Origin of the sequence: Sphingomonas oleivorans, from assembly GCF_003050615.1 — a bacterium.
Classification (GTDB): domain Bacteria; phylum Pseudomonadota; class Alphaproteobacteria; order Sphingomonadales; family Sphingomonadaceae; genus Sphingomonas_H; species Sphingomonas_H oleivorans.
Window position 1 is genome coordinate 57,709 of the sequence record NZ_NWBU01000005.1, and the last position, 24,066, is coordinate 81,774.

A 24,066-nucleotide genomic window follows, 5' to 3' on the forward strand; every position below is an offset into this window, starting at 1 on the left:
AACGGAATTGCCTCGATCGGAGACACGGTCTAGCGGACCTCCAATGGGCAGCGGACCAAGGGATGCGGATGCATTGACGTTCGAGCGCGATGGCGCGCAGCGGTTCGGCGCGGCGGTTCGCGCGGTCCTTTCCGACATCGAAGAGGCGATAGCGCAATTGCCTGCCGATCAGGCGGGCATCCGCCTTCATGGGATCGGGGCCTTGCGCCCGCTTCTCGCTCCGTCCGGCCCGATCGGCAGCATCGCCGCTTCGATCCTGGGCGCGCAGTGTCGGGCGGTGCGCGCGATCCTCTTCGACAAGACGCCGGCGACGAACTGGTCCCTGTCCTGGCATCAGGATCGAACCATCGCCGTCGCGCAGCGCATCGACATGCCCGGATATGGGCCCTGGACGGTGAAGCGCGGATTGCTGCACGTCGCCCCACCCTTCGAGCTGCTGGCGGGCATGGTGACGCTCAGGGTCCATCTCGATCCCGTCCCGGCCACCAACGCCCCACTTCTCGTCGCGCCGGGCTCGCATCGCTTCGGACGGATAGCGGAAGGCGATATTCCCGGCGTGTTGCGACAATGCGGGGCCTTCGCCTGCACCGCCGATGCCGGCGATGTCTGGCTTTACGCAACGCCGATACTCCACGCCTCCGAAGCGGCCGCCGAGCCCCGCCATCGCCGCGTGCTGCAGGCGGATTTCGCCGCGGGCGATCTTCCGGGCGGGCTGCAATGGCTGGGGGTCTGATGGCCTGCCCGGTCGGTGGCCGATAGCCGCCGTCGCAATAGGCCGCCGTTGCCGCGAAACGGGAATATCGTCCGCCTGCCGGCCAAGCCAAGCTAGCCGGGGCTCAAAAATTTCCTTGTTCCATCCCCGCCTGCTCCGGATATCTCTATTAAACCGAAAGAGAATGTCTCGATGCGTTCGGCGGCAGGGGCTATTTCCCCTGTCGCGTCCCCATCGCGCGCTATTTTTCTACCTATTTAATAGTCAATCTTGGGGGAATCATGTTCGACAGGGGGAATGCGGGGACGAATGGCGCGATATCGGGCAGGTCCGTGCTGCTGACGGTGCTGGCCTGCATGGCGGGCACAACCTTCGCAGCCGCGCCGGCCCATGCAGCGGTGGAGGCGGAGGCCACGGAAGCCGAAGCAGGCAACGGCGATATTCTGGTCACGGCGCGGCGGCGCGAGGAGGCGGTGCAGGATGTGCCGCTGGCGATTTCCGTCCTGGATTCCCGCGCCATCGAGGCAACCGGCACATTCAATGTCGCGAAGCTGACGCAGATTCAGCCGAGCCTGCAATTTTATTCGACCAATCCCCGCAACTCCGCCGCGAATATTCGCGGGCTCGGCGCGCCCTTCGGCCTCACCAACGACGGCATCGAACAGGGCGTCGGCATCTATGTCGATCAGGTCTATTACAGCCGCATCGCATCGGCGACGTTCGATTTCATCGATGTCGATCGCATCGAGGTGCTGCGCGGGCCGCAGGGCACGCTGTACGGCAAGAACACGACCGCCGGCGCGATCAACATCACGACGCGCGCGCCCAGCTTCTCGCCGGAGGGACGCGCGGAAATCTCGATCGGCAATCTCGGCTTCGTGCAGGCCAAGGCGTCGCTGTCCGGCCCGTTGGTCGAAGACAGGCTGGCGCTGCGCCTGGCGGGATCGGCGACGCGCCGGCGCGGCACGATCTTCAACGTGGCCACCGGCAATCATGTCAACGAACAGGATAATCTCGGGCTGCGCGGCCAGCTCCTGTTCCGCGCGACCGATAGTCTCGACCTGACCCTGGCCGGCGACTTCAACCGCCAGAATCCCGAATGCTGCGCGCAGATCTATGTGCACACCGGCGCTACGCAGCGGCCGCTCAGCCGGCAGTTCGCGGCGCTCGCGGCCGCATTCGGCTATGCGCCGCCGAGCACCAATGCCTTCGATCGTCTGACCGATCTCGATGTCGATCTGCGCGCGAAGCAGGAGATTGGCGGCGTTTCGCTGCGCGCCGAATGGGATTTGGGCCCCGGCACGCTGACGTCGGTTTCGGCCTGGCGCTTCTGGGACTGGGATCCTTCCAACGATCGCGACTTTACGGGGCTGCCGATCACCACCGTTTCGGCCAACCCGTCAAGCCAGCGGCAATGGACGCAGGAATTCCGCTATGCCGCCACCGGCGAGCATATCGATTATGTCGCGGGCCTGTTCGCCTTCCACCAGACGCTGCACACGTCCGGCGCGCAGGAACAGGGCGTGGCGGCAAGCCGCTGGCTGCTCAATCCGACCAGCGCCAACGCCCATAATCCCGCGGTGCTGAACGGGCTGCGCTCGGAAAACGACATTGATTTCAAGAATACCAGCCTCGCCGCCTTCGGGCAGCTTATCTGGCACGTAACCGATCGGCTGCGCGTGCAGCCGGGGTTCCGCGTCAATTATGACAGGAAGACGGGTTCCTATGTCGCGACGGTGACGACGGGCAGCGGCAGCACGACGCTGAACAATGATCAGCGCGGCGTGCTCGCGCCGCAAAGCTACCGCTCCCGGTTCAGCGACTGGAATCTGTCGGGCGATCTGACGCTGTCCTATGATGTGTCGGATGATGTCCTGGCTTATGCGACCTATGCGCGCAGCTTCAAATCGGGCGGCATCAATCTTTCGGGCCTCCCGCTCGATGCCGGCAGCAATCCGATCCTGAGCGCCGGCAGCGTCAAGCCGGAAAAGGTCAATCATTATGAGATCGGCCTGAAAACGCAGTTCTTCGACCGGCGGGCGACATTGAACCTGTCCGGCTTCTGGACCGAGATTAACGATTATCAGGCGACCGTGACGAACGGCCAGCTCGGCGTGCTGCGCGGTTATCTCGCCAATGCCGACAAGGTGCGCGTGCGCGGGATCGAGGCCGATTTCGCGGCCCGGCCGACCGATCGCATCAATGTCTATTTCAACGGCGCGTTCACCGATCATGAATATGTGAAGTTCACCGACGCGCCATGCCCGCCGGAATTGGCGGGCGGCAGCGCCAGCCCGGCCAATTGCGACATTTCGGGCCAGTGGCTGCCCGGCATATCGCGCTGGGCCTTTTCCTATGGCGGGGAATATGCGCTGCCGGCCAAGCTGCTGGGGGTCGACGGCAAGGCCTATGCGGGTGTGGATGGCAGCTATCGTTCCCGCTTCTCGTCCAATCCCTCGCGGTCAGCCTATACCAATGTCGGGGGCTATGCGCTCGCCAATTTCCGGATCGGTTTCCGGACGGAGGGCGGCTGGGACCTGTTCGGCTGGGTCCGCAACGCGTTCGACAGAAATTATTATGAGCTGCTTGCGACGCAGTCGGGCAATACCGGCCTGATCGTCGGCCAGCCGGGCGACCCGCGCACTTATGGGGCGACCTTGCGCGCCACCTTCTAAGGCGAGGCCGGGGGCGGGCCCGGCCCACGGCCCGGTCGGGGCGAAGCGAACGGCATGGGGCGGGAATATCCCGCCCCTACCCCCCTTGGCCGAAAATGGTGCCGACCCCTTTTCGATACGGACGAACGTCTCGCGCAAATCGCGCGGCCTGGGGCCCCATAGGCCATGATGGCTCCGGCGACAGGCATCGGCCCCTCCAATGAAAGCGTTGCGACAGGCCGAGGGCCCCCTTTTCGGCTCAAGGATTCAGCTGGCCTGAAAAGTCGAGGATCGACTGCGCCGCCACGCGCTGACATGAAGGCTGCGGCAGGTCGCAGCGATCAGAAAAGCGCCGTCGCATGCGGATGCATCGTCGCGCGGTCGCGCGCCTCCTCTCGCCTATCCGCGCGAGAAGGCCATTGAGACGGCGGAGCGGCTGTTCCGCCTCCATGGCTACGCCGCCACCGGCCTCAACCAGATCATTGAGGAAAGCGGCGCGCCCAAGGGTTCGTTCTACTTCCACTTTCCAGGCGGCAAGCGCGAGTTGGCAGCCGAGGTGCTCGCGGCGTATCGCACGAAGACATCGGCGGGATTTCGGGTGCTGGCACAAAAGGCGGCGGGAGACCCCGACCGGTTCGTTCGCGCGCTTGTCAAAGCGGTGGGGGAGGAAATGCGGGCGTCCGATTGGGCGGCGGGCTGTGCGGCGCAGGTGCTTGCGCAAGAACTTGCGCCCGACGATGCCGAGATGTCCGATGCGCTCGCATCTCTGTTCGACGAGTGGGTTGGGATCGCCGCGGCGGCCATTGGTCCCTCGGCGGATCGCCGATCCGCACAGGCGCGGGCGCTGGCGCTCGTCGCCGCCCTAGAAGGCGCCAGGACGCTCGCCCGAACGCTGCGCTCGGCCGCGCCTTTCGACGCCGTCGCCAGGCAGTTCACGACGAGCGGAGCTGGGTGATATCGAGGTGCGATGAGATTGGCCCAACCCTGGGCGCTCTCAACGCCCCTCTCGTTTCCGCCGCCGAAACTCGGCGACCTTGCGCTTGTTGCCGCACGCCGCCATCGAGCACCAACGGCGATCGCCGGAGCGCGACGTGTCGAGAAAGAGGATCGCACATCCGTCCCCCTCGCATTGGCGAACCCGATCGGCCATCTCGCCACCCAGCAGCAGGACGGCTTCGCGCGCGACAAATGCCAGCAATGCGCCGGCGTCGCTGCGCAATCGCGCCCGACCGTCGGAGTCGATCTCGGGCGCTGCTGCAGGCAGTCGTGCTATGCTGTTGAGAACCGTGCGTGCCCTTGCGGGCAGCGCCTGTCCTGTGATGCGTCCCATCGTCAGGGTGTAGATCGCCTCCCGCAACCGCCGTGCAGAATCCAACAGGTGGTCGTCCGGCGCGATCGTCCCGCATTCGAACTCGGCGGCCCGGAGCCAGCGCACGACATCCTCCGGCCGCGCGAGGAGGTCGCGCTGCGTTTCCTTGAGGCGGCCCGTCAGCGTGGCCGTGAGGTCGAGCGCCGCGAGGCCGCCGCGAAAGCGGAAACCGTCTCGGGTTTCCTCATGTGAGACCGAACCTTTCACTGGAAGCATGGGCCTTTCATCTGGTTGCGATGCGCATTGATATGAAACCAGATTGACAGGTTACATGACATGGGGCAACGTAACCGAACAAACAGGTTACCATTGCGAACGCATGATCAACCGCATTCTTTTGCGGACCGGACGGAGGTTCTGGGTGAGCCTATTGCTGGAAGGGCAGAGCGTGGTTGTCGTCGGCGGCAGCACCGGGATAGGCTGGGCGATTGCGGAACTCGCCGCGAAGGCTGGCGCGCGGACCTTCGCGCTCAGCCGTTCGGCAAATGCGCCCGAGGGGGCGGAAGGGATGATCGCCGACGTGACGGATGCGGCATCGATGGAAGCTGCTTTCGGCCGTATCGGCCAAATCCATCACCTGGCTTATACTGCATGGTCTCGCCAGGGAGCGCCGCCGCTCGGAACGCTGACGAGCGACCATCTGCAACAGACCTTCGCCGCCAAATTGTTCGGCGCTCTGCACACGGTCCGCCTGGCTCTGCCCCATCTCGATCCGTTGGCGTCGATCACCCTCACCTCGGGCCAGGTGTCGCGCAAATATGGCGTCGGGAGCGTCCTCAAGGGCTCGGTCAACGCGGCCCTGGACTCGGCCGGCAAGCATCTCGCCAAGGAACTGGCGCCGCGCCGCGTCAACGTAATCAGCCCCGGCGTGACCGATACGGCGCAATGGGGCGAAGCGGGCTCGGCCAGACGGCAGGAGGCGCTGGAGCGCGTTTCCGCCGCTCTGCCCGTCAAGCGGGTCGCCACGCCGAAGGAGCTGGCCTCCGCCTATCTGTTCGTGATGACCAACCCGTTTGTGACGGGCGCCGTCGTCGATGTCGATGGAGGAGGATTGTTATGAATTCGCGCGCTCTGCTTGGCCGCCGCACGCTGCTTGCGCTAGCCGCGGCCGTTCCCGTGGCGGCTGCCGCTGGCAAGGCAGCTTCGCAGCCGGCCGCGCCGTCGCTTGCCGGCACTTGGACGCTCGTCGCCGCCGACCGCCGATTGCCGGACGGCTCGGTGACGCGCGACTATGGCGCCGCGCCGCAAGGCCGGCTGATGATCGATGACGCGGGGCGATATGCGGTGCAGATATTCCGCGCCGAGCGGCCGAATTTCGCGGCCGCGGACAAGGCTGGCGGCACCGACGCCGAAATGCGCGCCGCCGTCATGGGCTCAAGCACGCACTTCGGTTCGCTTACCGTCGATTGGGCAGCGAAGTCGCTGCGTTTCACAATCGAGGACTCGTCGTTTCCGAACTGGCGCGGGCAGGTGCAGAGACGTTCCTTTACCCTGCGCGAGGATGTGCTGAGCTGGGAGGTTCCGCCGCGGCCGGACGGCGCCGTGCCGATCTCCGTCTGGCGCCGCGTATCGAGTCCGACGCCATGAGCGCCTGTGCAAGGATCAGCGCTGGGTCTGGGCGGCGCTGCGCAGTCTCGGACGCGAAGGCGTTGCCGATCTGGTCGACAGGTGCTGTCGTTTGGCGCGCCTGTTCGCGGACCAGTTGGGCGCGGCGGGCTTCGAGATTCTCAACGACGTGGTGCTCAATCAGGTCGTAGCGACCCTGCCTGGACGGGAAGCGCAGATGCCGGAGATCGCGGCCAGGGTCCGGGCCAGCGGCGAGGCATGGTTCGGACCCACCCGATGGCGCGGGACGGATGCAATCCGGCTCAGCGTGTCTTCCTGGGTCACGACGGAAGAGGACGTGTACCGCACGGTCGCGGCCATCAGGACCGCACGTCTCGCACACAAATTCAAAGATCGGAAATGACAGGATGCCACATTGCGTGATCGAGTGCCCGGCTTCCATCGAGGCGGCAGTGGATTTGGATATCCTGGTCAAAACTGTTCACGACGCGGCGGATTCGACCGGGATCTTCACTCCTGGAGATGTGAAGTCGAGGTTGAAGGTTTACCAGCATGACATGGTTGGTGGCCGGAAGGACGACTATGTCCATGTGACGATCGGCCTTCTGAGCGGACGTACGGATGATCAGAAAAAGGCGCTTTCCAGCGCCGTGGCGCGCGCGGTCTGCGAGTTGCTCCCGAATGTCCACTTTATTTCCGTGGATGTAAGGGACTTTTGCTTGGAAACCTACAGCAATCGGGCCTCACTGGACCGTCTTGCCGGGCAGGCCGCTCCAGCCCGCATCTGATGAAGCGGGGGGGCGCCGTCTATCAGGTGACGCTGTCAGCGGTCGAAACCTGGCCTCCGGTCTGAACGAAAAGAAAGTGGAGAGCGAAGATGCGGTGAGAAAGTGGCTCCCTTGACCAAGCTCCATTGCATGCGGCCAGGGTCCGCGCCGGCGGCGAAGCATGGTTCGGGCCGACCAGGTGGCGCCGGGTGGATGCGATACGGCTTAGCGTGTCTTCCTGGATCACGACGGAAGAGGATGTGCATCGCACGGTAGCAGCCATCAGAGCAGCGGTCGCCTAACGAGACAGACCACATGCGCGATTGCATCGGGCGGCCCGCTTCACTGACACAACGCGCGCTGTGTTTCACAACGCAATCGCCGCAGGCTTCGGCGGCGAACATGTCACGGCCATCGCCAAGCTCTACCGCGTCCGGTAGCGGCCGGGCGAGATCGAAAATTGCCGTCGGAAGGCGTTGCCGAAAGCCGTGGCCGAATCGTAGCCGACACTGAGCGCGACGTTTTCCACCGAAAGCCCGGTCGATCGCAGCAGCTTCGCCGCAACATTCATGCGCCATTGCGCAAGATAGCCGAGCGGCGTCTGGCCGACCAGAAGGGAGAAGCGACGCGCAAACGCCGCTCTCGACATCCCGGCGCGAGCGGCGTCATCGCGTCGGTTCAACAGGATCTCGGCCATGAAGCGCGGCGGAGGTCGCGTCTGGCCGCCTCGCTTCTCGGCACAGCCGGACTCGTCACCGATCCCGCTGCCTGTCACGCGTGGCTGCCGGCACCGCGCGATGTCGCTGATCGCCTCGTCTCCACTGCGGCCGGGATTGGCATCAAGGTCACGCTCCCCGAATCCGTGATGGTGGAGCGCGAGGATCGGACCACGGGCATTCGCCTTTGCCTGGGTGGCCCATCCTTCGACGAACTGACGGACGCTCTGACCGCGCTATCCGGTCTGTTGAACAACATTCACAACAAGGCGTGACCGCATAGGGCGGTGCCGCCAATCGCGACGACGCGAGCAAGCTATCCAGCATATCGCCACCCACATGCCCGCCATTGCCGCCGATTTCCCTCCATTGCCGCCGAAAACCGCCGATTGCCGCAATGGCTGTGAAATGCCGTTTCGGATTAGATGGTTATGACGTATTCGTAGTGCTCATCTTCGTCGGGCGCTCCCCTGCCCTTCGTCCGACATTGCGCCCAAGTCCGCCCCAACCTGCCCAAGGCCGAACTGCTCAACGGCATCGGCCGATTTCGGCCAGTCCGCTCGCGAGAGATGAACCCCTGAAGCAGATCTTGCCAACGGGGCTTCAACCAAGGACCAGATGATCGCCCATGAACGCGACAAAGGCGCGGATCTTGGGTGAAAGCTGGCGATTGGCCGGCCATAGCACGCTGAACATGCCCGTTTCCGCGACATGGGGCTCAAGAAGCGGCACGAGGCGTCCCTCCCCGATCTGACGGGCGACGGCAAAGGGCGGCAGGCAGGCGATGCCGAAACCTTGCTCGGCCAGATGAACGAGCGGCTCGATCGTGTTCGCGCTCATCGTTTCCGGCAGGTCGAGCTTCAGGGCCGTGCCATTGTCGAGCAACGGCCATGGCCGCAGCTTGCCGCTCGCGGGCGAGCTCTGGTGAAGGCAGGCATGCGCGGAGAGGTCCTGCGGCACTGTGGGCGTGCCATGTCGGCCAAGATAATCGGGTGACGCGACGATGCGCAGCCGAAAGCGACCGAGCGTGCGGCTCATCAGCCGGCTATCGGCAGGCATGCCGGTGCGGACAACGGCGTCGAACCCTTCCTCGATCACGTCCACCAGCCTGTCGGTGAAGTCGAGGTCCAGGCGGATGTCCGGATAGGCGCGCATGAAGTCTGCGAGGACCGGCATCAGCAGCATGCCGACCAGCGGCAGGCTGATCCGCAGTCGCCCTTTCGGGACCTGGCTTGCCTGGGCCAGCTCCGCTTCGGCCGCGTCGACCTCCTCGAAGATGCGGCGGCAGCGATCGAGGAACAGCCTGCCCTCCTCGGTCAGCGTCATATTGCGCGTGTTGCGATGGAACAGCCGCACGGCCAGCCGTTGTTCGAGCCGCGCGACCGCCTTGCCGATCGCCGAGGCGGACAGGCCGAGCTGGCGCCCCGCCGCGACAAAGCTGCCGGTTTCGGCCGATTGGACGAAGGCGCTCAACGTTCCGAGATGGTCCATGCGCATGGGATAGCGGAATATTATTCCGTAGTCAGCGGAACATGAGCCTGTTTTTCTTGAAGCAGGCGGAATTTACCTGGCGAGGCAATTGGAACCTGTCTTCGGAGAAGCAGCATGACCGACCAGCCCCAAATCGCCTTCACCGCGGCGCCGGAGCCCACCACCTTCATCGTCAACGTCATCCATGCCCATCCCGGCAAGCAGGAGGAAGCGTTCCGCATCATTCAGCATGTCGTCCATTATGTCGCGGAACGGAAGCCCGGCTTCCTGTGGAGCAACCTGGCCAAGAGCACGGACGGGCTGACCGTCGTCAACATCGAGGCGATATCGGACGCCGGCGACGTCGAGCTGTTCTTTTCCGATCCGGTCTTCGTGGAAAAGTTCCGGCAACTCGATGAGGTATCGACGAGCGAGTTCCATATCTACCGGACGGGCGATCTGGTGCTGCCGGCACGCTCATGATCACGGCGCAGCTTGCCGCGCCCGCCCGCAAGGAGGGACTTCCGATCGCCGGGCTGCTCGCGCTGGCGACCGCGGGCTTCGTCACCATCCTTACGGAAGCGCTGCCGGCAGGCCTGCTGCCGCAGATCGGCGCCGATCTCGCCGTCAGCGAGGCGATGGCAGGTCAGCTTGTCACGCTCTACGCCATCGGCTCGTTCGCCGCGGCCATCCCGCTGACCGCGGCGACGCGGGGCTGGCGCCGACGGCCGTTGCTGCTGTCGGCGATCATGGGCTTCGCCCTCGCGAACATGGTGACCGCACTGTCCGGCAGCTTCGCCCTGATCCTTGCGGCGCGTTTCGTCGCGGGTGTGTCGGCAGGCCTGCTTTGGGCGCTGCTCGCGGGCTATGCGGTCCGTATGGCACCGGCACATCTCGGCGGCCGCGCGATGGCGCTGGCGATGGCGGGCACGCCGCTCGCGCTCTCGATCGGCATTCCTGCCGGCACCTTCCTCGGCGGAATCGCCGACTGGCGGACAAGCTTCGGCCTGATGAGCATGATCGCTATGACGCTGGTCGGCTGGATTCTCTGGAAGCTGCCCGATTTTGCCGGCGAGGAAAGCGGAAAGCAGCTCCCGCTCCGCCACGTCTTCACGCTGCCGGGCGTGCGGCCTACGCTGTTCGTGACGCTCGCCTTCGTGCTCGCCCACAATATGCTCTACACCTATGTCGCGCCGCTCCTGACGATGCTGGGCCTGATCGGACGGACGGACCGCATGCTGCTGCTCTTTGGTTGTGCGGCATTGGCCAGCATCTGGATCGTCGGAATGCTGATCGACCGTTGGTTGCGGCCATTGACGCTGGCGAGTGTGGGGCTGTTCATCGTCGCCGCGCTGACGATCCTGTCCGGGTCGGGCGCAACGATCCATGGAGCGATGCTGGCCTGGGGGCTGGGCTTCGGGGGCGCAGCCACGCTCTTCCAGACCGCGTCCGCCAGGGCGGCCGGCCCCGCCGCCGACGTGGCGCAGGCCATGATCGTCACGGTCTGGAATCTGGCGATCGCCGGCGGCGCGCTGATAGGGGGCGTCATTCTCGACAGCCTCGGTGCCGGGGCCCTGCCATGGGCATTGCTGCTTCTACTCTTCCCGACATTCTGCCTATTGCTCAAGGATAGGCATTTCGGAACGGCACGCGGGCTGAAAGCGTAAAGGAAACCGGCCGTTGAACGGCCCCGCCGCCCCTCAATCGGTTCCCCACCCTTCGCCCAACATTTCGCCCAAATCCGCCCTTGCCTGCCCGAAGCCCATTCAAGGCTGCAGCCATCCCGCAACATTCTTAAGGCCAGGGCGACAAGGCGTTGCAGCCGGATCCGTGAAACCCCGTCGCGCGCCTGGACGGAGACGCCGTGCAGCAAGGCGGCAAGATAATCGCCCACCAGCTCCGCATCGACGTCCGGCGGCACGTCGCCATCGGCCATGCCCTTTTCGATCCGGATCCGGAACGCGTCCGCGCGGCGGCGGCGATGCTCCATCAGCCATTCGGCAATCGCCATATTCTCCTGCGCGCAATTGGTGGCGGCCGCCACCACCATGCATCCCGCGGGATATCCGGGCCGCGTATAGAGATCGATCGCGTCCCGGAACGTCCGTTCGATCGCGCCGAGCGCGGTGGATTCCTCGGCCAGGGCACGGTCGGCAAACCCGCCCTCATTGCGTTCGTAAAGCTCGACAGCTTCGCGAAACAGCGCCGCCTTGGACCCGAACGCCGCATAGATGCGCGCGGACGCCAGGCCAAGTGCTGCGACAAGATCCGCGATCGACACGCCTTGATAGCCGCGCCGCCAGAACAGGTCGCGTGCGCGCAGCAACGCCTCGTCCCGATCAAACTCCCTTGGTCTGCCTGCCATGCCCATTCCTTGATCATGCGCTCGAGGCGGCGCGCAAGGCCGGCGCCGAACATATCATCGACGCGCGGGCGCAGGATCCGGTCGAGGCGATCCGGGAACTGACGAAGGGCGGCGCGCCGGTATCGATCGACGCGCTCGGCATTGCGGAAACCTGCGTCAATTCGGTGCGCTCGCTGCGCAAGCGTGGACGCCATGTGCAGATCGGCCACACGACGCGCGCCGAAGCGGGCTATGTGCCGCTGCCGATCGACGAAATTCTGCTCAACGAGCTCGAGCTCTATGGCGCTTTCGGCATTCAGGGCCAGCGATATGGAACGATGCTTGCGATGTGCGAAGCCGGCACGCTCGATCCCGGCGCGCTCGTCAGCCGCACGGTCGGTCTCGACGGCGTGACCGGCGTGCTCGAAGATATGGGACGCTATGACATGACGGGCATCGTCGCGATCGATTTCAAGCTCGACGCATAATGGACCGGGCGAACCGGGTTGTCGGATGAAGGACCGGTCGTCCGGACGTACCCGGCGCATCCGGACGACCACCTTCAGCACAGGGTTCCCAAGCAGGTCGCGCATGGGATCAAGCGCCGATGTGGCAGATCGACGGCAGGATCAGCCTGGTGGCCGGGGCAGCGGATGCCGCGCTCGATCGCGTGGAGCGCGAGCTGGAGCGGCTGGGCGGCGTCTCCGTTCGCAGATCGGCGTCGCTGCGCTTCTCCGGCTCTGCGCCATGAACTATGGTCGCGTTCGGAAGCGCGCTTCGAGATTTATCATGGACGCTGCGGAGAAAGCCCCGGCATGACGACTTCATCGGCAAATGCGATCATCGTGGAGCGGCTGGCCGCCTTCTCGGAAGGCGATATGGGTGGCAACCCTGCGGGCGTCGTGATCCGCCAGACATTGCCCGATCCGGCCGAGATGCAGGCGATCGCGAAGGAGGTCGGCTATTCCGAAACCGCCTTCGCCGCGCCGATCGGCCAGGATTGGCGTGTTCGCTACTTCGCGCCCGAGATCGAGGTGCCCTTCTGCGGACATGCCACGATCGCCCTCGGGGCGGCCTTGGCCATGCGGCATGGCGACGGCCTGTTCCGCCTGCACCTCAACGACGCCCGCATCACGGTCGAGGGACGCCGGACGGATCGCGGCCTTGCCGCCGCGCTCCAGTCGCCGCCGACACGCAGCGCACCCGCCGAGCCGCAACTGGTCGAGGAGGCGCTCCGGCTCTTCGACTATCGAAAGAAGGATCTCGATCCACGCCTGCCGCCGGCAATAGCCGAAGCCGGCGCGCGCCATCTCATCCTGGCCCTCGCCGATCGCGCCAGGCTCGCGGCGATGCGCTATGAGCTTCCGGCTGGCCGGCAGCTGATGCTGGCGAACGGCTTCGCCACGATCAGCCTCATTCATGCCGAGGGGCCCCAGCATTTTCGCTCCCGCAACCCTTTCGCCGCGGGTGGCGTATATGAGGATCCGGCGACGGGCGCCGCCGCGGCGGCATTGGCCGGCTATCTGAGGGATATTGGCTGGCCGCACGGCGGATCCATCGAGATCATGCAGGGCGAGGATATGGGCGTCCCCTCTCGCTTGCGCGTAGAATTTTCGGATGAACCGGGCGCGAGTGTCCGCGTATCCGGCAGCGCACGGGTCATGCCGAAAGAAACATAAAGTCGAGCTTTCCCAGCGGCATCGACCGGAAGCAGACGGCCTGCATTCGACGGCCATGATGGTAGCCGGCTGAATCTGATCATTGCAGGCGCTCGGCAATGAATGCACAACAGTCAGCTAATAGGGCAATTGAGTAGCGAGGGCTCGTGCGGTTGGGTTTACTAAAAGGATTCCTGCTTATTTCGGCCTGGATCTTGGCGTCCGGCGGAAATGCAACAGATCGAGTTGGAACCAACACAAAAATCAGAACGTGCATCGACTGTCCTGAGTTTGTCTCGCTTCCTACATTTTCCATTTCGGGAAGAAATATCAGTCACGTCTCGCGATATGAATTGACATGGAAGAACTACCTGCAATCCTATTTTGCCAGGGCGTGTTCTCTTCCTAAGCTGAGCGTTCGCAAGGACTTTGGCCAGCCGTCAGAAGCAGAAATCCAATCGCTCGCGCTAGACTGGCCGATCGGCGTTCTTACGTTGGAGCAAATTGATTGCTATTCTAAATGGCTGGGAAAACGGCTTGGGGTCGAACTTGCCCTTCCAACGTCGGACGAGTGGAGCGCCATTGATCAGCCTTCCGCCTCGTCGGTTGATACGTCTCCTAGCAGCGCCCTCGAAACACGTTCATCGCCTGATTGGAAGCTCCCAATCTACACTATTGTTTTCGACAACATTCGGGACAAGCACATTGGCAGTTCTGCGCCGAACAGGATGGGAATTTTCGATCTTCACGGAAGCTTTCGGGAGCTCACAAGCACTTGTGACGAAAAAGGTCGGCTCGGTGAGCTTAATCTGACGCGTTGCATAACCCGTTCTGGTGGGGATTCCGCTGCCAACGAAGGAATACGATACGCGCTCATAATCGAAGGCTCGCCTTCAATTGACGCCGGCATACGCCTTGTTGTGCTTGCAAAAAACCGATGACAACTTTCTACCCTCTTCAGAAGCAAGCCGCAGTGATGAACGAGTGTACCGCCTCCCGACGTGATCTGGTCGATACCGGACCGATTGCTTTCGGGCAGAAGTCCGTAATTCCAGATTTCCGTTCATGGAGGAATCCTCGATCGGATCCGACTCCTGGCGGACGTTCTCCGACGCTGTAATAAGAGATATGGAACAGCAAGACTGGCTCGAAGACGTCGTCATTGTGAACGAGAGCCCCGACGAGCGAGTAGTCGGCGATGTCAGCCTGTTCCGCAATGCGGGCGATGCTTGTCGTAGGCTTGAACAATGGTGGGTGGAGGACCAAGAGGGCTTCGCTTTCACCGCCTCAGGCGCACGGCTGATACTCGCGGTCGATGCCTCCAACAACGTCGTCGTCGAGCGTCGAGAAGCCTGTGCCGATGGTACGGACATCATCAAGGGTTGGCTGCGGTCGTCGGCCAATGCAATGCTCGAAGCCCGCCGGCAACGCGCCAGACAGGGAAAGATCAACCTGGGCGAGGCAGAGACGCGCGGTGTGTTGCCCGGCACGATCGAAGGGCTGATCGCGTATCTCGGCTTCGCTCGCTGATATTCGCTTTCCGCCCATATCAGTCGTGCGCAGCAATCGCCGAGATCCGACCGTCACGGCTCGATCTGGCCGAGACCAGTCGTTCGGCTTTCATCTCCAAATAAGAAAGCCGCCGCTCAGAGCGTCGCTTGGCCACGCATGCCCCTGCGACGAACGGAGGCGAGTCCTCCCAAGCGAGCAGCAGCGACATGGCCGCCACGCAGGCGCATCCGAACAGGTTGCCTATCCGCCCATAGAGCGTAGGCCGCGCTTCTAGCTGCAAAATCGGACATTCCAGCATCCAGGCGAACATGCTGGATGCCTGCTGCCCGGAGCGGAACCCCAGAGCGGAACCATAGCCCGACGTCAGGCCGGCCGTTCGATCCACCAGATCTGTTTCCAGAGCCGCACCTCCGGGACGGGCCATCCCTCAGCGTCTCTTGCCGGCGTGTAGCGATAGCGCCGCTCGATCAGCCGACAGGTGGTGGCATCGAGATCGGCATTTCCGCTGGACCGGACCACGGCGCAGCCATAAGCGCGGCCGTCCGTCTCCACCGTGAAGCGCACATAGACCACGCCTTCCGCACCGGCCTTCCGGGCTGCGCGCGGATAGTCCGAATCCGCGATACGGCCCGCCACCTGCTGCGCCCTGGCCGCGGCTCCGCCGCCGGTGCCGCTGCCTTGGCCGCCACTGCCCGTCCCTGTCCCGTCGCCGCCGGCGCCAGTGCCCGGCCCCATCCGGTCCGAAGCGCCTGCGGAGGTCTCGCTTTCCGTTCCCGGGACAGGTGCCGCTGCGACCGGCGGCGGCACATCCAGGCGGACTTTCGGCGGGGGCGCCACGACCGGCGCAGGCCGCGCCCTCAGATTGGGCGGCGCAGCCCTTCCTTCCGGCGCGCGCGCCTCGGCCCGAATGGCCTCCTCCCGGGGCGGGCGCGGCGGTTCCAGAGGAACGTCGAACAGCTTCAAGCCATCGCTCACGCTGCGCACGAAATCGAGCCTCAGCCCCGAGATGAAGGCGTAGCCGAGCAAGAGGTGAAGGAGCGCGACGCCGAGCGCGGAGCCGATCCTGTCGTAGCTTCTCTCCTGCTCCATCTGCCTCATCACGGATCCGGACCTGCGGCGCGGGCGGGGACCTCCTTCAATGCGCGCCGGCATCGGACTGAACGCCCAGCGAACGGAATGGTGGCCGAGATGGAAAATGTCCGCGCCCGCGCTTCGGCCTAAGCTCGTTTCGGATGCTCTTTCGCCAGGCGATGGGCAACGAACAGCCCGCCTGCGATCGCGGCCATGGCAAGGACAATAGCGAACGCCGTCGCGCCGACCGCAAGCCCGGTCAGATCGATGAGGCAGCCCGTCGCGACCGGAAGCAATCCTGCCGGGATATAGCCGCCGAAATTGAGGACCGAATTGGCCTCGGCCCGCCGATGCGCCGGCACATGAAGGCCGATCAGCGTCAGCCCGCCATATTGCCCGAGGCTTTGTCCGGCGCCGGCGAAAAGCGCGGCGGCCACCAGCAAGGCCGCGATCGAGCCGTTTACCGCGATGGCGATGCCGAACATCGAAAGAATGGTCGCCGCCGCCCCCATCATGAAAGCCGCATAGCTGTGCCCAGTCCGAACCCATGGCCGATATTCATTAGGCAGTCTTATAGGCCTTACCAAATCTATCTGCCTAATCACAAACTCACGACGGAGCTACAATCGGGAGAAACAGTCGCTGAGAGAACGGACGATGCGCTTGACCTCCCGCAAGCATTTTCTCGAACCAGTGCTGGCCTGCGCCAGCCTTGTTGCGGCGCCGGTAGCGATGGCCCAACCAGCCCGCAATACCGCGCCGCTGATCGTTCAGGAGCAAGGCAGCTTTGCCGTGGGCGGTTCGGTCGCGACCGCGCCGGGGACGTTCGATCCGAGAAAGCCGCTGGAGCCGCGCTCGCGCTTGTCGTCGTGCTCGTGACGATCGTGCTTCCCCGCAAGGACAAGTCGGCGCCCGCTTCGATCGGGGAGGAAAACTGCCTGAGCGCTCCCCGAGAGGCTCCCCTTTGCGCCGCGGATACGGCCTGATTCCAGGAAGAAGACATGCAAAAACGCAAACTCGGAAATTCCGGCCTCGAGGTCTCCGCCCTTGGCCTGGGCTGCATGAGCATGAGCACCCTCTATGGGCCGCCGGCCGACCGGCAGGAGATGATCAAGCTCATCCGCGCCGCTCATGAGCGGGGCGTCACCCACTTCGACACGGCCGAGGCCTATGGCCCCTTCATCAATGAGGAGCTCGTCGGCGAGGCACTGGAGCCGATCCGCGACCGGGTGGTGATCGCCACCAAGTTCGGCTTCGACATCGACCTTGAGACCGGCGAGCGCCGCGGCGGCACCAATAGCCGTCCCGAACACATCAAGGCGGTGGCGGACGCCTGCCTCAAGCGTCTGCGGACCGATCGCATCGATCTCTTCTACCAGCATCGCGTCGATCCGGAGGTGCCGATCGAGGACGTGGCCGGCACCGTCAAGGCGTTGATCGCCGAGGGCAAGGTCAAGCATTTCGGGCTCTCGGAAGCGGGCATCCAGACGATCCGCCGCGCCCATGCCGTCCAGCCGGTAACGGCCGTTCAGAGCGAATATTCGCTGTTCTGGCGCGGGCCGGAGGCGGAGCTTCTGCCGGTCCTCGAGGAGCTCGGCATCGGTTTCGTGCCGTTCAGCCCGCTCGGCGCCGGCTTCCTCACCGGCAAGATCGACGAGAACACCAAATTCGATCCGACCGACTTCCGCAATTTCGTCCCGCGCTTCTCGCCCGAGGCGCGCAAGGCAAATAGGGCGCTGGTCGACGTCGTCAAAGACGTCGCCGATCGGAAGGGCGCAACGCCGGCGCAGGTCGCGCTCGCCTGGCTGCTGGCGCGCAGAAGCCCTGGATCGTGCCGATCCCCGGCACGACCAAGCTGCATCGGCTTGAGGAGAATCTGGGCGCGGTCGCCCTCGATCTGACGCCCGCCGATCTCAAGGAGATCGACGCCGAAGCGTCCAAGATTCAGGTCCGGGGCGAACGCCTGCCCGAGGCGGCGCTCAAAATGACCGGCCGCTGAGCGCCGACATCTGACCAACCTTGCGGATGATTGCCCCGCGGCAAGCTCGGGATCCGCGGATCGGGCGCAATGCTTTCAGCTGGAGGGCCGCTAGGATGCCGTGGCCATCGCCCGGCGAAAGAAATCCCATCTCGCGGCGAAAGATCGATCCGACGCGCTCGGGTCGGCCTGCGCATCATCCGACCATCTCGCCCGGTTGGCGGCGCCGTCGAGCAAGTCGATCAGGATCTCGCAAGCTTCAGCGGGATCCGCCTGAGGCATCGCGATGGCGATAGCCTCCCGCAGGGGCGCGAGCGCGGCCGACGCCCACTCCCGGAGCTTGTTTCGCAGATGCGCGGAGGTCGCCGCCTCGAGCGATATCGCCGCGTAGAGCGCCGCATAGTCTCGCGACGCGCCGAACCCGAAATAGGACCGCGCCATCGCCCGAAGCACATCGACAGGGTCGGCGCCTGCGGCGCCCGCTTGAGCCAAGGCTTTCCGAAACCGATCGACGTCTCGCTCCACGACTGCCTCGAGCAGTTCAAGCTTGCCGGGATAGCGCCGGTAGATGGTGTGCTTGGACGAGCGCAGCAGCGCCGCAATCTCGTCGAGCGACGTTCCGGCAAACCCCTTCCGGCAGAAGAGCTCGCGCGCCGTGTCGAGCAACAGTTCGGTTCGCGCTGCTGCCTGCGCCTTCGTCGGCCGCCCGCCTGCGGCTCGCGCATTCATCCGATCACACCTTTCCCCACATGTTGATTGCCCTCGCAGGCCGGCTCTGATAACGGCACGTAATCGTGTCGTTTCTAATAGCAGCAGCTGCGGATCATGTCGTCGATTACCTTATCCGACCTGAGCTGGGCGACTCCCGAGGGTCGCGCCGTGCTCAATGGCACCGATCTGCGCTTCGGGCGCGAGCGAGCCGGGCTGGTCGGCCGCAATGGCGTGGGCAAGACGACCCTGCTCCAGATCATCGCCGGCGAACGCCAGCCTGGCTCGGGCAGGGTTACGGTCGACGGCACCGTCACCATGCTACGACAGGCAGTCCAGGCGCAGCCCGGCGAGACCATCGCGGATCTGTTCGGCGCGACCGACGCGCTCGCCATGCTGCGGCGCGCCGAGGCCGGTGAGGCGACCATCGACGAGCTTGCCGACGCCGATTGGACGATCGAGGAGCGGATCGCCGCGTCGCTCGCGCGCGTGGAGCTCGGAGCCGATCCCGCTGCGCCGCTTCACCTTCTGTCCGGCGGGCAACGCACGCGCGCGAGCCTTGCCGCGGCGATCTTTGCCGAGCCTGACTTCCTCCTGCTGGACGAACCCACCAACAATCTCGACCGCGACGGCCGCGACGCCGTCGCTCGCCTTGTCGAAGGATGGAATGCCGGCCTGATCGTCGTCAGCCATGATCGGGAGCTGCTCCAACATATGGACGCGATCGTCGAGCTCACCACGCTGGGTGCGACGCGTTACGGCGGCAATTGGAGCCACTATCGCGCGCGCAAAGCGATCGAGCTCGAGGCGGCCGAGCATGACCTTGCGCACGCCCAGAGGCGCCAGGCCGAGATCCAGCGCCGCGCCCAGATCGCCGACGAGCGCAAAGTGCGGCGCGACGCGGCCGGCGCCCGCAAGGCCGCGCGCGGCGACATGCCGCGCATCCTGATGGGCGCGCGGAAGAATGCCGCGGAGGCCAGTGGCGGCAGCGGCCAGCGCCTGAGCGAGCGAATCTCGAACGAAGCGGCCGATGCGGTCGCAGCGGCCAAGGCGAAGGTCGAGATACTCCAGACCCTCTCGATCATATTGCCGACCACGAACGTGCCAGCCGGTCGCGTGCTGGTCGACATGCAGGGGGTGGCGGGCGGATACGACGCCAAGGCGCCACTGTTCCGCGATCTGGATTTAAAGATCGCAGGCCCGGAGCGGATTGCGATCGTCGGGCCGAACGGCAGCGGGAAGAGCACGCTCGTCAAGCTCGTCACGGGCGGTCTGGAACCGCTCGCGGGGCGGGTGAAAATGTCGGCCGCGACGACGCTGATCGACCAGCATGTCGCCTTTCTCGAGCCGCGCGCCTCGATCCTGGAGAATTTCCGGCGGCTCAATCCGGGCAGCGACGAGAATGCGTGCCGGTCGATCCTGGCGGGCTTCCTGTTCCGCGCCGACGCCGCGCTCCAGCAGGTCGACACGCTCAGCGGTGGTCAGATGCTCCGCGCCGGCCTCGCCTGTCGTCTGGGCGGCACCAGGCCGCCCGAACTGCTCGTGCTGGACGAGCCGACCAATCATCTCGACCTCGACTCGGTGCACGCGATCGAGGCAGCGCTCGAAGCCTATGACGGCGCGCTGCTCGTCGTGAGCCATGACGAAGGCTTCCTCGAAAACATCGCGATCACGCGTCGCGTGGAACTCGGAAGGGAAGCCTTCGAAGGTAACTCGCCGAATTGCGAGGCAGTCGGCGCATGAGCGTCGGGGCGGACCGCCTGCTCCGGTCATGCCGCCCCTTCCTCCGCTTTCACATGCTTGAGCAGATTGTCGCGGACCTTCACCATGGCGCGCTGGGTGGTCGTGAACTCGTCCCGGTCGAGCCCCGTCGCCGCCACCAGGGTGCGCTGCGCCCCCTTTTCCCGAAGCGCGCGGCCAGCCGGGGTGAGCGTGACGATCACCTGACGCTCGTCGGCAGGAGCGCGCCGGCGCTCGAGGAAGCCGAGGCCACAATCTGCCCCAGGAAGCGCCGCGCGCCTTCGCCGACGCGGTCCTCGAAGCAGCCTCATTTGCGTGAAGGAGAACAGCATGAGCAAGACATGGCTTGTCACCGGCAGCTCGCGCGGCTTCGGCCGGGCGCTCTGCGAAGCTATCCTCGATGCGGGCGATAATCTGGTTGCGACCGCCCGCGATCCGGAAACGCTTGGCGGCCTTGCCGACGGGAGGCCGGGACGCCTTCTTGCCGCGCGTCTGGATGTCACCAGCGAGATCGAAGCCGCCGCAGCCGTCCACCTTGCCATCGCGGAGTTCGGCGCGCTGGATATTCTCGTCAACAATGCGGGCTATGGCGACATAGGTTCGGTCGAAGACACACCGCTCGCTTCCTTCCGCCGCCAGATCGAGACCAACCTGTTCGGCACGATCATCATGACCAAGGCGGCGATCCCGCACATGCGCGCGCGCCGGTCGGGGCACATCATCCAATTCTCCTCGGTCGGAGGCCGCCTGGGCGCGCCCGGGCGCGCGCCCTATTCGGCCGCGAAATGGGGCGTCGAGGGCTTCTCCGAGGTCCTTGCGCAAGAAATGGCGCTGATCGGCGTTCGCGTCACGATCATCGAGCCGGGCGGCTTCAGGACCGACTTCGCCGGCGCGTCGACCACGATCGAGGAGAGCCGACCGGAATATGACGATGTCGTCGGCGCCGCCGCCCGGATGCAACGTGCATATGACGGCCACCAGCCGGGCGATCCGCGGAAGGGTGCCGCCGTGATCCTGAAGATTGCCGGCATGGATCAGCCGCCCTTGCGTCTGCCTTTGGGCCAAGACGCCGTGACAGCGATCGAGAAGATGGATCGCGATCGCCTCAAGGAGCTCGAACATTGGCGGCACCTCAGCGCGTCCACGGATTTCGTCGAGACCTAGGCGGCGGTAGGTGCTGGCCATCAGCGACGGCGCCCTGGCGATCCAGGAGGTGCGGCGGATCGCCGACAGGCTCGCCCAGCGGCGCATCCAGCCCGCACAGCATATCTCAAATCTGAAATGCAACTATGATGCTAAGGGATGACGAGCGCCGTGTCGGTCTTGACCCGGTCCAGGGCGATCAACGTGCGATAGCGATCGACAAAGTCGTTCGTCGCGAACAGCCGCCGCGTCAATGCTTCATAAGCACGCATGTCAGGCGCGATGATAACCAGCACGAAGCTGGTCCCACCCGTGACATAATAGCATTGCTGAACCTCCGGCGCGGCGCGGAACAGGGCCTTGGCCGGATCGACGGTCGTGGATCGCTCGTCGCGCAAATGCACCTCGACGATCGCGGTAATCGCCAACGGGACGGCTGCGGGATCGACGATCGTGACATTTCGCTCGATGATCCCGGCCGCTTCCATGGCGGCAATCCGCCGCTGCACCGCGGCGGCGGAGAGGTTCACCGCCTCTGCGATCTTCCGCTGCGGCATCTTGTTGTCGCGCTGGACGATACGCAGGATCGCCCGATCGAAGGAGTCGAGCATGCGCGGCGGATAAGGAGCTTGATCGACCATCCAGCGAGTTTTTGTTGCATTTGGGCTATCGATCAAGAGCGCATGTCTCGTGCCTGCGATGATAAGATGCGCGCCAGTCGTCGGCAAGCAACAGAGCAACAGGAAGACTATCGTTCATGGATCGCACGTCCGGCGCCGGCGCGACATTGATCGGGATACTGTGCGGGATGGGCGCTGGTGCCTTGTGGGGGCTCGTGTTCCTCGCCCCGGAGCTGGTGCAGGCGTTCGGCCCGCTCCAGCTGACGATCGGCCGCTATCTCTCTTATGGTCTAATTTCCGCGATCCTGATCGCGCCGCGCTGGCGCACGCTTTCGCTCAAGATCGGGCGCCGCGAATGGCTGGGGCTCGTCTGGCTCGCGCTCGCCGGCAACACGCTTTATTACATCCTCCTGTCGAGCGCCGTGCAGATTGGCGGCATCGCCATGACCTCGCTCGTCATCGGCTTCCTGCCGGTCGCCGTGACGATCATCGGGAGCCGCGACCGCGATGCGGTACCGCTTTCCAAGCTCATGCCGTCGCTGCTGCTCTGCGCGGCCGGCGCCCTCTGCATCGGCTGGCAGGCCGTGGCGGCGCCGCTGTCGGGCGCGGCCGGCGCGCAAGCCACCGGCCTGCTCTGCGCGATCGGCGCCCTGCTGTCATGGACCGGCTATGCGGTCGGCAATAGCCGGTGGCTCGGCCGTCTCGACAGCGTCTCGGTTCACGACTGGAACCTGCTGACGGGAATTGTCACGGGCGCGCAATCCCTCCTCCTGATCCCGATCGCGCTCGTCCTCGACAGGACGGACCATAGCGGCGGCGCCTGGGCGCAGCTTGCAGGCGTCTCGATCGGCGTGGCGCTGCTCGCCTCGATCCTTGGCAATGCGCTCTGGAACCGGATGAGCCGGCTGCTGCCGCTGACGCTGGTCGGGCAGATGATCCTTTTCGAGACGCTGTTCGCGCTGATCTACGGCTTCCTGTGGGAACGGCGCCTGCCGACGCCTCTCGAAACCGCTGCCTTCGCGCTGGTGGTGCTGAGTGTCCTGGCCTGCATTGCGGCGCACGGGCAAGGAAAGGCCCGAACTGTGGCCGCTGTGGCCTAGAAGAGGCTTACCCCGCCCTATTCTCCCCCCTGGCCGATCGTCCGTCGCGCATTGGCGACGAAATTGCGGACCAGCATGGAAGGGTCGCCCCGCCGATGCGCGATGGCGAGGCGTGCGACCGGCGCCTGGCCGGCCACCGGCCGATAGACGACGCCGTTCAAGCCAAGCTGACGCATCGAGGCGGGCACGATGGAAACCCCGAGCTCCGCCGCCACGAGCGCAAGGACGGATGCCATTTGCGGGGCCGACTGGCCCAGCATCGGCTCGAACCCGGCGGCCCGGCACGCCTCCACCGCGGCGTCGAACAGCGTCGGCCCGACGAAACGCGGGGTCAGGATGAAGGATTGGTCGAGCAGCCGGGCAAGGTCGATCCCATCCGCCTCATCGCCGCCGGCAAGGGGGTGACGCCCCGGCAGCGCGACCAGCATCGGCTCCTCGTGCAGCAGATGGAGCTGCAGATCGTCGCCGCCCACAGCGCCCGGCCGCAGAAAGGCCGCGTCGAGGCTGCCATCGCGCAAGCCCGCGGCCAGCCCGCTGCTATTGGCTTCGCCCAGCGTCAATTCGACATCGGGAAATGCGCGGCGATAGGAGCGGATGGCCGAGGGCACGATCGGGTTGAATGTCGCGGAGCCCGTAAAGCCGATGCCGAGCGAGCCCGTCTCGCCGCGCGCGGCACGGCGGGCGGCATGAACGGCAGCCGACGCCTGCCCCGGAATGCCCCGCACGCTGGCCCGAAAGGCGTGGCCGGCCTCGGTCAGTTCCGCGCCATGCGGCACCCGGCGGAACAGGCGGGTGCCGATTTCGGCCTCCAGATCCTTGATCTGCTGGCTCAGCGGCGGCTGGCCGATGCCGATGCGGGCCGCAGCGCGGGTGAAATTACCTTCCTCCGCCACCGCCAGGAAGTAACGGATGTGCCTCAACTCCATCGCCATATCCAA

General features: G+C 65.1%; 29 protein-coding genes and 2 pseudogenes. 20 read left to right on the forward strand and 11 right to left on the reverse strand.

Annotated features, from left to right (window positions below):
- The first annotated feature begins 73 nt into the window (after positions 1–73).
- From CLG96_RS05675 to CLG96_RS19120, 3 genes are all read left to right on the forward strand, one after another.
- Positions 74–733, forward strand: coding sequence for a phytanoyl-CoA dioxygenase family protein (locus CLG96_RS05675; protein ID WP_243395641.1), 660 nt, complete (start codon positions 74–76; stop codon positions 731–733).
- A gap of 260 nt (positions 734–993) precedes the next feature.
- Positions 994–3,387 (forward strand): TonB-dependent receptor, encoded by a 2,394-nt coding sequence (locus CLG96_RS05680; protein ID WP_107966921.1) that lies wholly within the window; start codon positions 994–996, stop codon positions 3,385–3,387.
- 397 nt (positions 3,388–3,784) lie between these two features.
- Positions 3,785–4,321 carry a TetR/AcrR family transcriptional regulator gene (locus CLG96_RS19120; protein WP_279330576.1) on the forward strand — a complete coding sequence of 179 codons (537 nt, stop codon included), beginning with the start codon at positions 3,785–3,787 and terminating at the stop codon, positions 4,319–4,321.
- Between the two features lie 39 nt (positions 4,322–4,360).
- Here CLG96_RS19120 and CLG96_RS05690 read toward each other — a convergent pair whose 3' ends face one another.
- Entirely contained in the window at positions 4,361–4,942 is a 582-nt protein-coding gene (locus tag CLG96_RS05690; RefSeq protein ID WP_207796590.1) for a CGNR zinc finger domain-containing protein, read from the reverse strand.
- A gap of 154 nt (positions 4,943–5,096) precedes the next feature.
- Between CLG96_RS05690 and CLG96_RS05695 the strand changes: the two genes are divergently transcribed.
- The 4 genes from CLG96_RS05695 (at position 5,097) to CLG96_RS05710 (ending at position 7,089) form a co-directional block, all read left to right on the forward strand.
- Complete coding sequence (locus CLG96_RS05695) at positions 5,097–5,795, forward strand: SDR family oxidoreductase (protein WP_207796591.1); 699 nt, start codon at positions 5,097–5,099, stop codon at positions 5,793–5,795.
- Positions 5,796–5,851: 56 nt separating this feature from the next.
- On the forward strand, positions 5,852–6,322 hold the full coding sequence (locus tag CLG96_RS05700) for a lipocalin-like domain-containing protein (protein WP_207796592.1): 471 nt from the start codon (positions 5,852–5,854) through the stop codon (positions 6,320–6,322).
- 91 nt (positions 6,323–6,413) lie between these two features.
- Positions 6,414–6,704, forward strand: coding sequence for a hypothetical protein (locus CLG96_RS05705; protein ID WP_107966926.1), 291 nt, complete (start codon positions 6,414–6,416; stop codon positions 6,702–6,704).
- 16 nt (positions 6,705–6,720) lie between these two features.
- The gene (locus tag CLG96_RS05710) at positions 6,721–7,089 is read left to right on the forward strand and encodes a 5-carboxymethyl-2-hydroxymuconate Delta-isomerase (protein ID WP_207796593.1); all 369 of its coding nucleotides are present in this window, start codon (positions 6,721–6,723) and stop codon (positions 7,087–7,089) included.
- A 403-nt stretch (positions 7,090–7,492) separates the two neighbouring features.
- Here the strand turns inward: CLG96_RS05710 and CLG96_RS19435 are convergent, their stop codons facing one another.
- Both CLG96_RS19435 and CLG96_RS05720 read right to left on the reverse strand, forming a co-directional pair.
- Complete coding sequence (locus CLG96_RS19435; protein WP_107966928.1) at positions 7,493–7,765, reverse strand: helix-turn-helix transcriptional regulator; 273 nt, start codon at positions 7,763–7,765, stop codon at positions 7,493–7,495.
- 622 nt (positions 7,766–8,387) lie between these two features.
- Positions 8,388–9,257 carry a LysR family transcriptional regulator gene (locus tag CLG96_RS05720; RefSeq protein WP_207796594.1) on the reverse strand — a complete coding sequence of 290 codons (870 nt, stop codon included), beginning with the start codon at positions 9,255–9,257 and terminating at the stop codon, positions 8,388–8,390.
- 132 nt (positions 9,258–9,389) lie between these two features.
- Here CLG96_RS05720 and CLG96_RS05725 point away from each other — a divergent pair, with 132 nt between their 5' ends.
- Complete coding sequence (locus CLG96_RS05725; protein WP_107966930.1) at positions 9,390–9,737, forward strand: antibiotic biosynthesis monooxygenase; 348 nt, start codon at positions 9,390–9,392, stop codon at positions 9,735–9,737.
- A complete protein-coding gene (locus CLG96_RS05730; RefSeq protein ID WP_107966931.1) occupies positions 9,734–10,921 on the forward strand; it encodes an MFS transporter in 1,188 nt (395 codons plus the stop codon). The genes CLG96_RS05725 and CLG96_RS05730 overlap by 4 nt, the downstream gene beginning before the upstream one ends.
- 188 nt (positions 10,922–11,109) lie before the next feature.
- Here CLG96_RS05730 and CLG96_RS19440 read toward each other — a convergent pair.
- Positions 11,110–11,625: pseudogene (locus CLG96_RS19440) on the reverse strand (TetR/AcrR family transcriptional regulator); the annotation flags it as partial.
- Between CLG96_RS19440 and CLG96_RS05740 the strand changes: the two are divergent.
- The 5 genes from CLG96_RS05740 (at position 11,604) to CLG96_RS05755 (ending at position 14,786) form a co-directional block, all read left to right on the forward strand.
- Positions 11,604–12,086 (forward strand): zinc-binding dehydrogenase, encoded by a 483-nt coding sequence (locus CLG96_RS05740; RefSeq protein ID WP_207796595.1) that lies wholly within the window; start codon positions 11,604–11,606, stop codon positions 12,084–12,086. The pseudogene CLG96_RS19440 and the gene CLG96_RS05740 sit on opposite strands and share 22 nt — an antisense overlap.
- A gap of 119 nt (positions 12,087–12,205) precedes the next feature.
- Positions 12,206–12,349 carry a hypothetical protein gene (locus CLG96_RS18640; RefSeq protein ID WP_165799541.1) on the forward strand — a complete coding sequence of 48 codons (144 nt, stop codon included), beginning with the start codon at positions 12,206–12,208 and terminating at the stop codon, positions 12,347–12,349.
- 64 nt (positions 12,350–12,413) lie between these two features.
- Entirely contained in the window at positions 12,414–13,277 is an 864-nt protein-coding gene (locus tag CLG96_RS05745) for a PhzF family phenazine biosynthesis protein (RefSeq protein WP_107966933.1), read from the forward strand.
- A 152-nt stretch (positions 13,278–13,429) separates the two neighbouring features.
- Complete coding sequence (locus tag CLG96_RS05750) at positions 13,430–14,197, forward strand: SUMF1/EgtB/PvdO family nonheme iron enzyme (protein ID WP_165799542.1); 768 nt, start codon at positions 13,430–13,432, stop codon at positions 14,195–14,197.
- Positions 14,198–14,384: 187 nt separating this feature from the next.
- Positions 14,385–14,786 (forward strand): hypothetical protein, encoded by a 402-nt coding sequence (locus tag CLG96_RS05755; protein ID WP_133175354.1) that lies wholly within the window; start codon positions 14,385–14,387, stop codon positions 14,784–14,786.
- 19 nt (positions 14,787–14,805) lie between these two features.
- Here CLG96_RS05755 and CLG96_RS05760 read toward each other — a convergent pair whose 3' ends face one another.
- From CLG96_RS05760 to CLG96_RS05770, 3 genes are all read right to left on the reverse strand, one after another.
- Positions 14,806–15,078: a hypothetical protein gene (locus CLG96_RS05760; protein WP_133175355.1), complete on the reverse strand. Its 273-nt coding sequence runs from the start codon at positions 15,076–15,078 to the stop codon at positions 14,806–14,808.
- Between the two features lie 53 nt (positions 15,079–15,131).
- Positions 15,132–15,866, reverse strand: a complete 735-nt coding sequence (locus CLG96_RS05765) for an energy transducer TonB (protein WP_243395644.1) — start codon at positions 15,864–15,866, stop codon at positions 15,132–15,134.
- Positions 15,867–15,985: 119 nt separating this feature from the next.
- Positions 15,986–16,354, reverse strand: a complete 369-nt coding sequence (locus tag CLG96_RS05770) for a hypothetical protein (protein ID WP_107966938.1) — start codon at positions 16,352–16,354, stop codon at positions 15,986–15,988.
- A gap of 142 nt (positions 16,355–16,496) precedes the next feature.
- Between CLG96_RS05770 and CLG96_RS18955 the strand changes: the two genes are divergently transcribed.
- Together CLG96_RS18955 and CLG96_RS05780 are read left to right on the forward strand one after the other, a co-directional pair.
- A complete protein-coding gene (locus CLG96_RS18955; RefSeq protein ID WP_207796596.1) occupies positions 16,497–16,718 on the forward strand; it encodes a hypothetical protein in 222 nt (73 codons plus the stop codon).
- Positions 16,719–16,840: 122 nt separating this feature from the next.
- Positions 16,841–17,838, forward strand: a pseudogene (locus CLG96_RS05780) (aldo/keto reductase).
- 90 nt (positions 17,839–17,928) lie between these two features.
- Here the strand turns inward: CLG96_RS05780 and CLG96_RS05785 are convergent.
- Positions 17,929–18,483 carry a TetR/AcrR family transcriptional regulator gene (locus CLG96_RS05785; RefSeq protein WP_207796597.1) on the reverse strand — a complete coding sequence of 185 codons (555 nt, stop codon included), beginning with the start codon at positions 18,481–18,483 and terminating at the stop codon, positions 17,929–17,931.
- 159 nt (positions 18,484–18,642) lie between these two features.
- On the opposite strand from CLG96_RS05785, the gene CLG96_RS05790 reads away from it, so the two are divergent.
- A complete protein-coding gene (locus CLG96_RS05790; RefSeq protein WP_207796598.1) occupies positions 18,643–20,268 on the forward strand; it encodes an ABC-F family ATP-binding cassette domain-containing protein in 1,626 nt (541 codons plus the stop codon).
- A gap of 26 nt (positions 20,269–20,294) precedes the next feature.
- Here the strand turns inward: CLG96_RS05790 and CLG96_RS18645 are convergent, their stop codons facing one another.
- Entirely contained in the window at positions 20,295–20,468 is a 174-nt protein-coding gene (locus CLG96_RS18645) for a hypothetical protein (protein WP_165799543.1), read from the reverse strand.
- 127 nt (positions 20,469–20,595) lie between these two features.
- Between CLG96_RS18645 and CLG96_RS05800 the strand changes: the two genes are divergently transcribed.
- Together CLG96_RS05800 and CLG96_RS19310 are read left to right on the forward strand one after the other, a co-directional pair.
- Complete coding sequence (locus tag CLG96_RS05800; protein ID WP_107966942.1) at positions 20,596–21,429, forward strand: oxidoreductase; 834 nt, start codon at positions 20,596–20,598, stop codon at positions 21,427–21,429.
- A gap of 10 nt (positions 21,430–21,439) precedes the next feature.
- On the forward strand, positions 21,440–21,571 hold the full coding sequence (locus tag CLG96_RS19310) for a hypothetical protein (RefSeq protein ID WP_279330549.1): 132 nt from the start codon (positions 21,440–21,442) through the stop codon (positions 21,569–21,571).
- On the opposite strand, the gene CLG96_RS05805 is transcribed toward CLG96_RS19310, so the two are convergent.
- Positions 21,561–22,019, reverse strand: a complete 459-nt coding sequence (locus CLG96_RS05805; protein ID WP_243395645.1) for an Lrp/AsnC family transcriptional regulator — start codon at positions 22,017–22,019, stop codon at positions 21,561–21,563. The two genes, CLG96_RS19310 and CLG96_RS05805, sit on opposite strands and share 11 nt — an antisense overlap.
- Positions 22,020–22,165: 146 nt before the next feature.
- Here CLG96_RS05805 and CLG96_RS05810 point away from each other — a divergent pair, with 146 nt between their 5' ends.
- Positions 22,166–23,128 carry a DMT family transporter gene (locus CLG96_RS05810; protein WP_107966944.1) on the forward strand — a complete coding sequence of 321 codons (963 nt, stop codon included), beginning with the start codon at positions 22,166–22,168 and terminating at the stop codon, positions 23,126–23,128.
- 17 nt (positions 23,129–23,145) lie between these two features.
- Here the strand turns inward: CLG96_RS05810 and CLG96_RS05815 are convergent, their stop codons facing one another.
- Positions 23,146–24,054 carry a LysR family transcriptional regulator gene (locus tag CLG96_RS05815; RefSeq protein WP_107967254.1) on the reverse strand — a complete coding sequence of 303 codons (909 nt, stop codon included), beginning with the start codon at positions 24,052–24,054 and terminating at the stop codon, positions 23,146–23,148.
- Between the last annotated feature and the right edge of the window lie 12 nt (positions 24,055–24,066).

Bases quoted from the DNA above. Each gene is read 5' to 3' on its own strand.
- CLG96_RS05815 (WP_107967254.1), bottom strand. From the start codon at position 24,054: ATGGAGTTGAGGCACATCCGTTACTTCCTGGCGGTGGCGGAGGAAGGT.
- CLG96_RS05755 (WP_133175354.1), top strand. From the start codon at position 14,385: ATGGAACAGCAAGACTGGCTCGAAGACGTCGTCATTGTGAACGAGAGC.
- CLG96_RS18640 (WP_165799541.1), top strand. From the start codon at position 12,206: ATGTGGCAGATCGACGGCAGGATCAGCCTGGTGGCCGGGGCAGCGGAT.
- CLG96_RS19435 (WP_107966928.1), bottom strand. From the start codon at position 7,765: ATGGCCGAGATCCTGTTGAACCGACGCGATGACGCCGCTCGCGCCGGG.
- CLG96_RS05810 (WP_107966944.1), top strand. From the start codon at position 22,166: ATGGATCGCACGTCCGGCGCCGGCGCGACATTGATCGGGATACTGTGC.
- CLG96_RS05760 (WP_133175355.1), bottom strand. From the start codon at position 15,078: ATGTTCGCCTGGATGCTGGAATGTCCGATTTTGCAGCTAGAAGCGCGG.
- CLG96_RS05745 (WP_107966933.1), top strand. From the start codon at position 12,414: ATGACGACTTCATCGGCAAATGCGATCATCGTGGAGCGGCTGGCCGCC.
- CLG96_RS05805 (WP_243395645.1), bottom strand. From the start codon at position 22,019: ATGCTCGACTCCTTCGATCGGGCGATCCTGCGTATCGTCCAGCGCGAC.
- CLG96_RS18955 (WP_207796596.1), top strand. From the start codon at position 16,497: ATGCGCTTGACCTCCCGCAAGCATTTTCTCGAACCAGTGCTGGCCTGC.
- CLG96_RS05680 (WP_107966921.1), top strand. From the start codon at position 994: ATGTTCGACAGGGGGAATGCGGGGACGAATGGCGCGATATCGGGCAGG.
- CLG96_RS05765 (WP_243395644.1), bottom strand. From the start codon at position 15,866: ATGAGGCAGATGGAGCAGGAGAGAAGCTACGACAGGATCGGCTCCGCG.
- CLG96_RS05790 (WP_207796598.1), top strand. From the start codon at position 18,643: ATGTCGTCGATTACCTTATCCGACCTGAGCTGGGCGACTCCCGAGGGT.
- CLG96_RS05730 (WP_107966931.1), top strand. From the start codon at position 9,734: ATGATCACGGCGCAGCTTGCCGCGCCCGCCCGCAAGGAGGGACTTCCG.
- CLG96_RS05800 (WP_107966942.1), top strand. From the start codon at position 20,596: ATGAGCAAGACATGGCTTGTCACCGGCAGCTCGCGCGGCTTCGGCCGG.
- CLG96_RS05770 (WP_107966938.1), bottom strand. From the start codon at position 16,354: ATGATGGGGGCGGCGGCGACCATTCTTTCGATGTTCGGCATCGCCATC.
- CLG96_RS05725 (WP_107966930.1), top strand. From the start codon at position 9,390: ATGACCGACCAGCCCCAAATCGCCTTCACCGCGGCGCCGGAGCCCACC.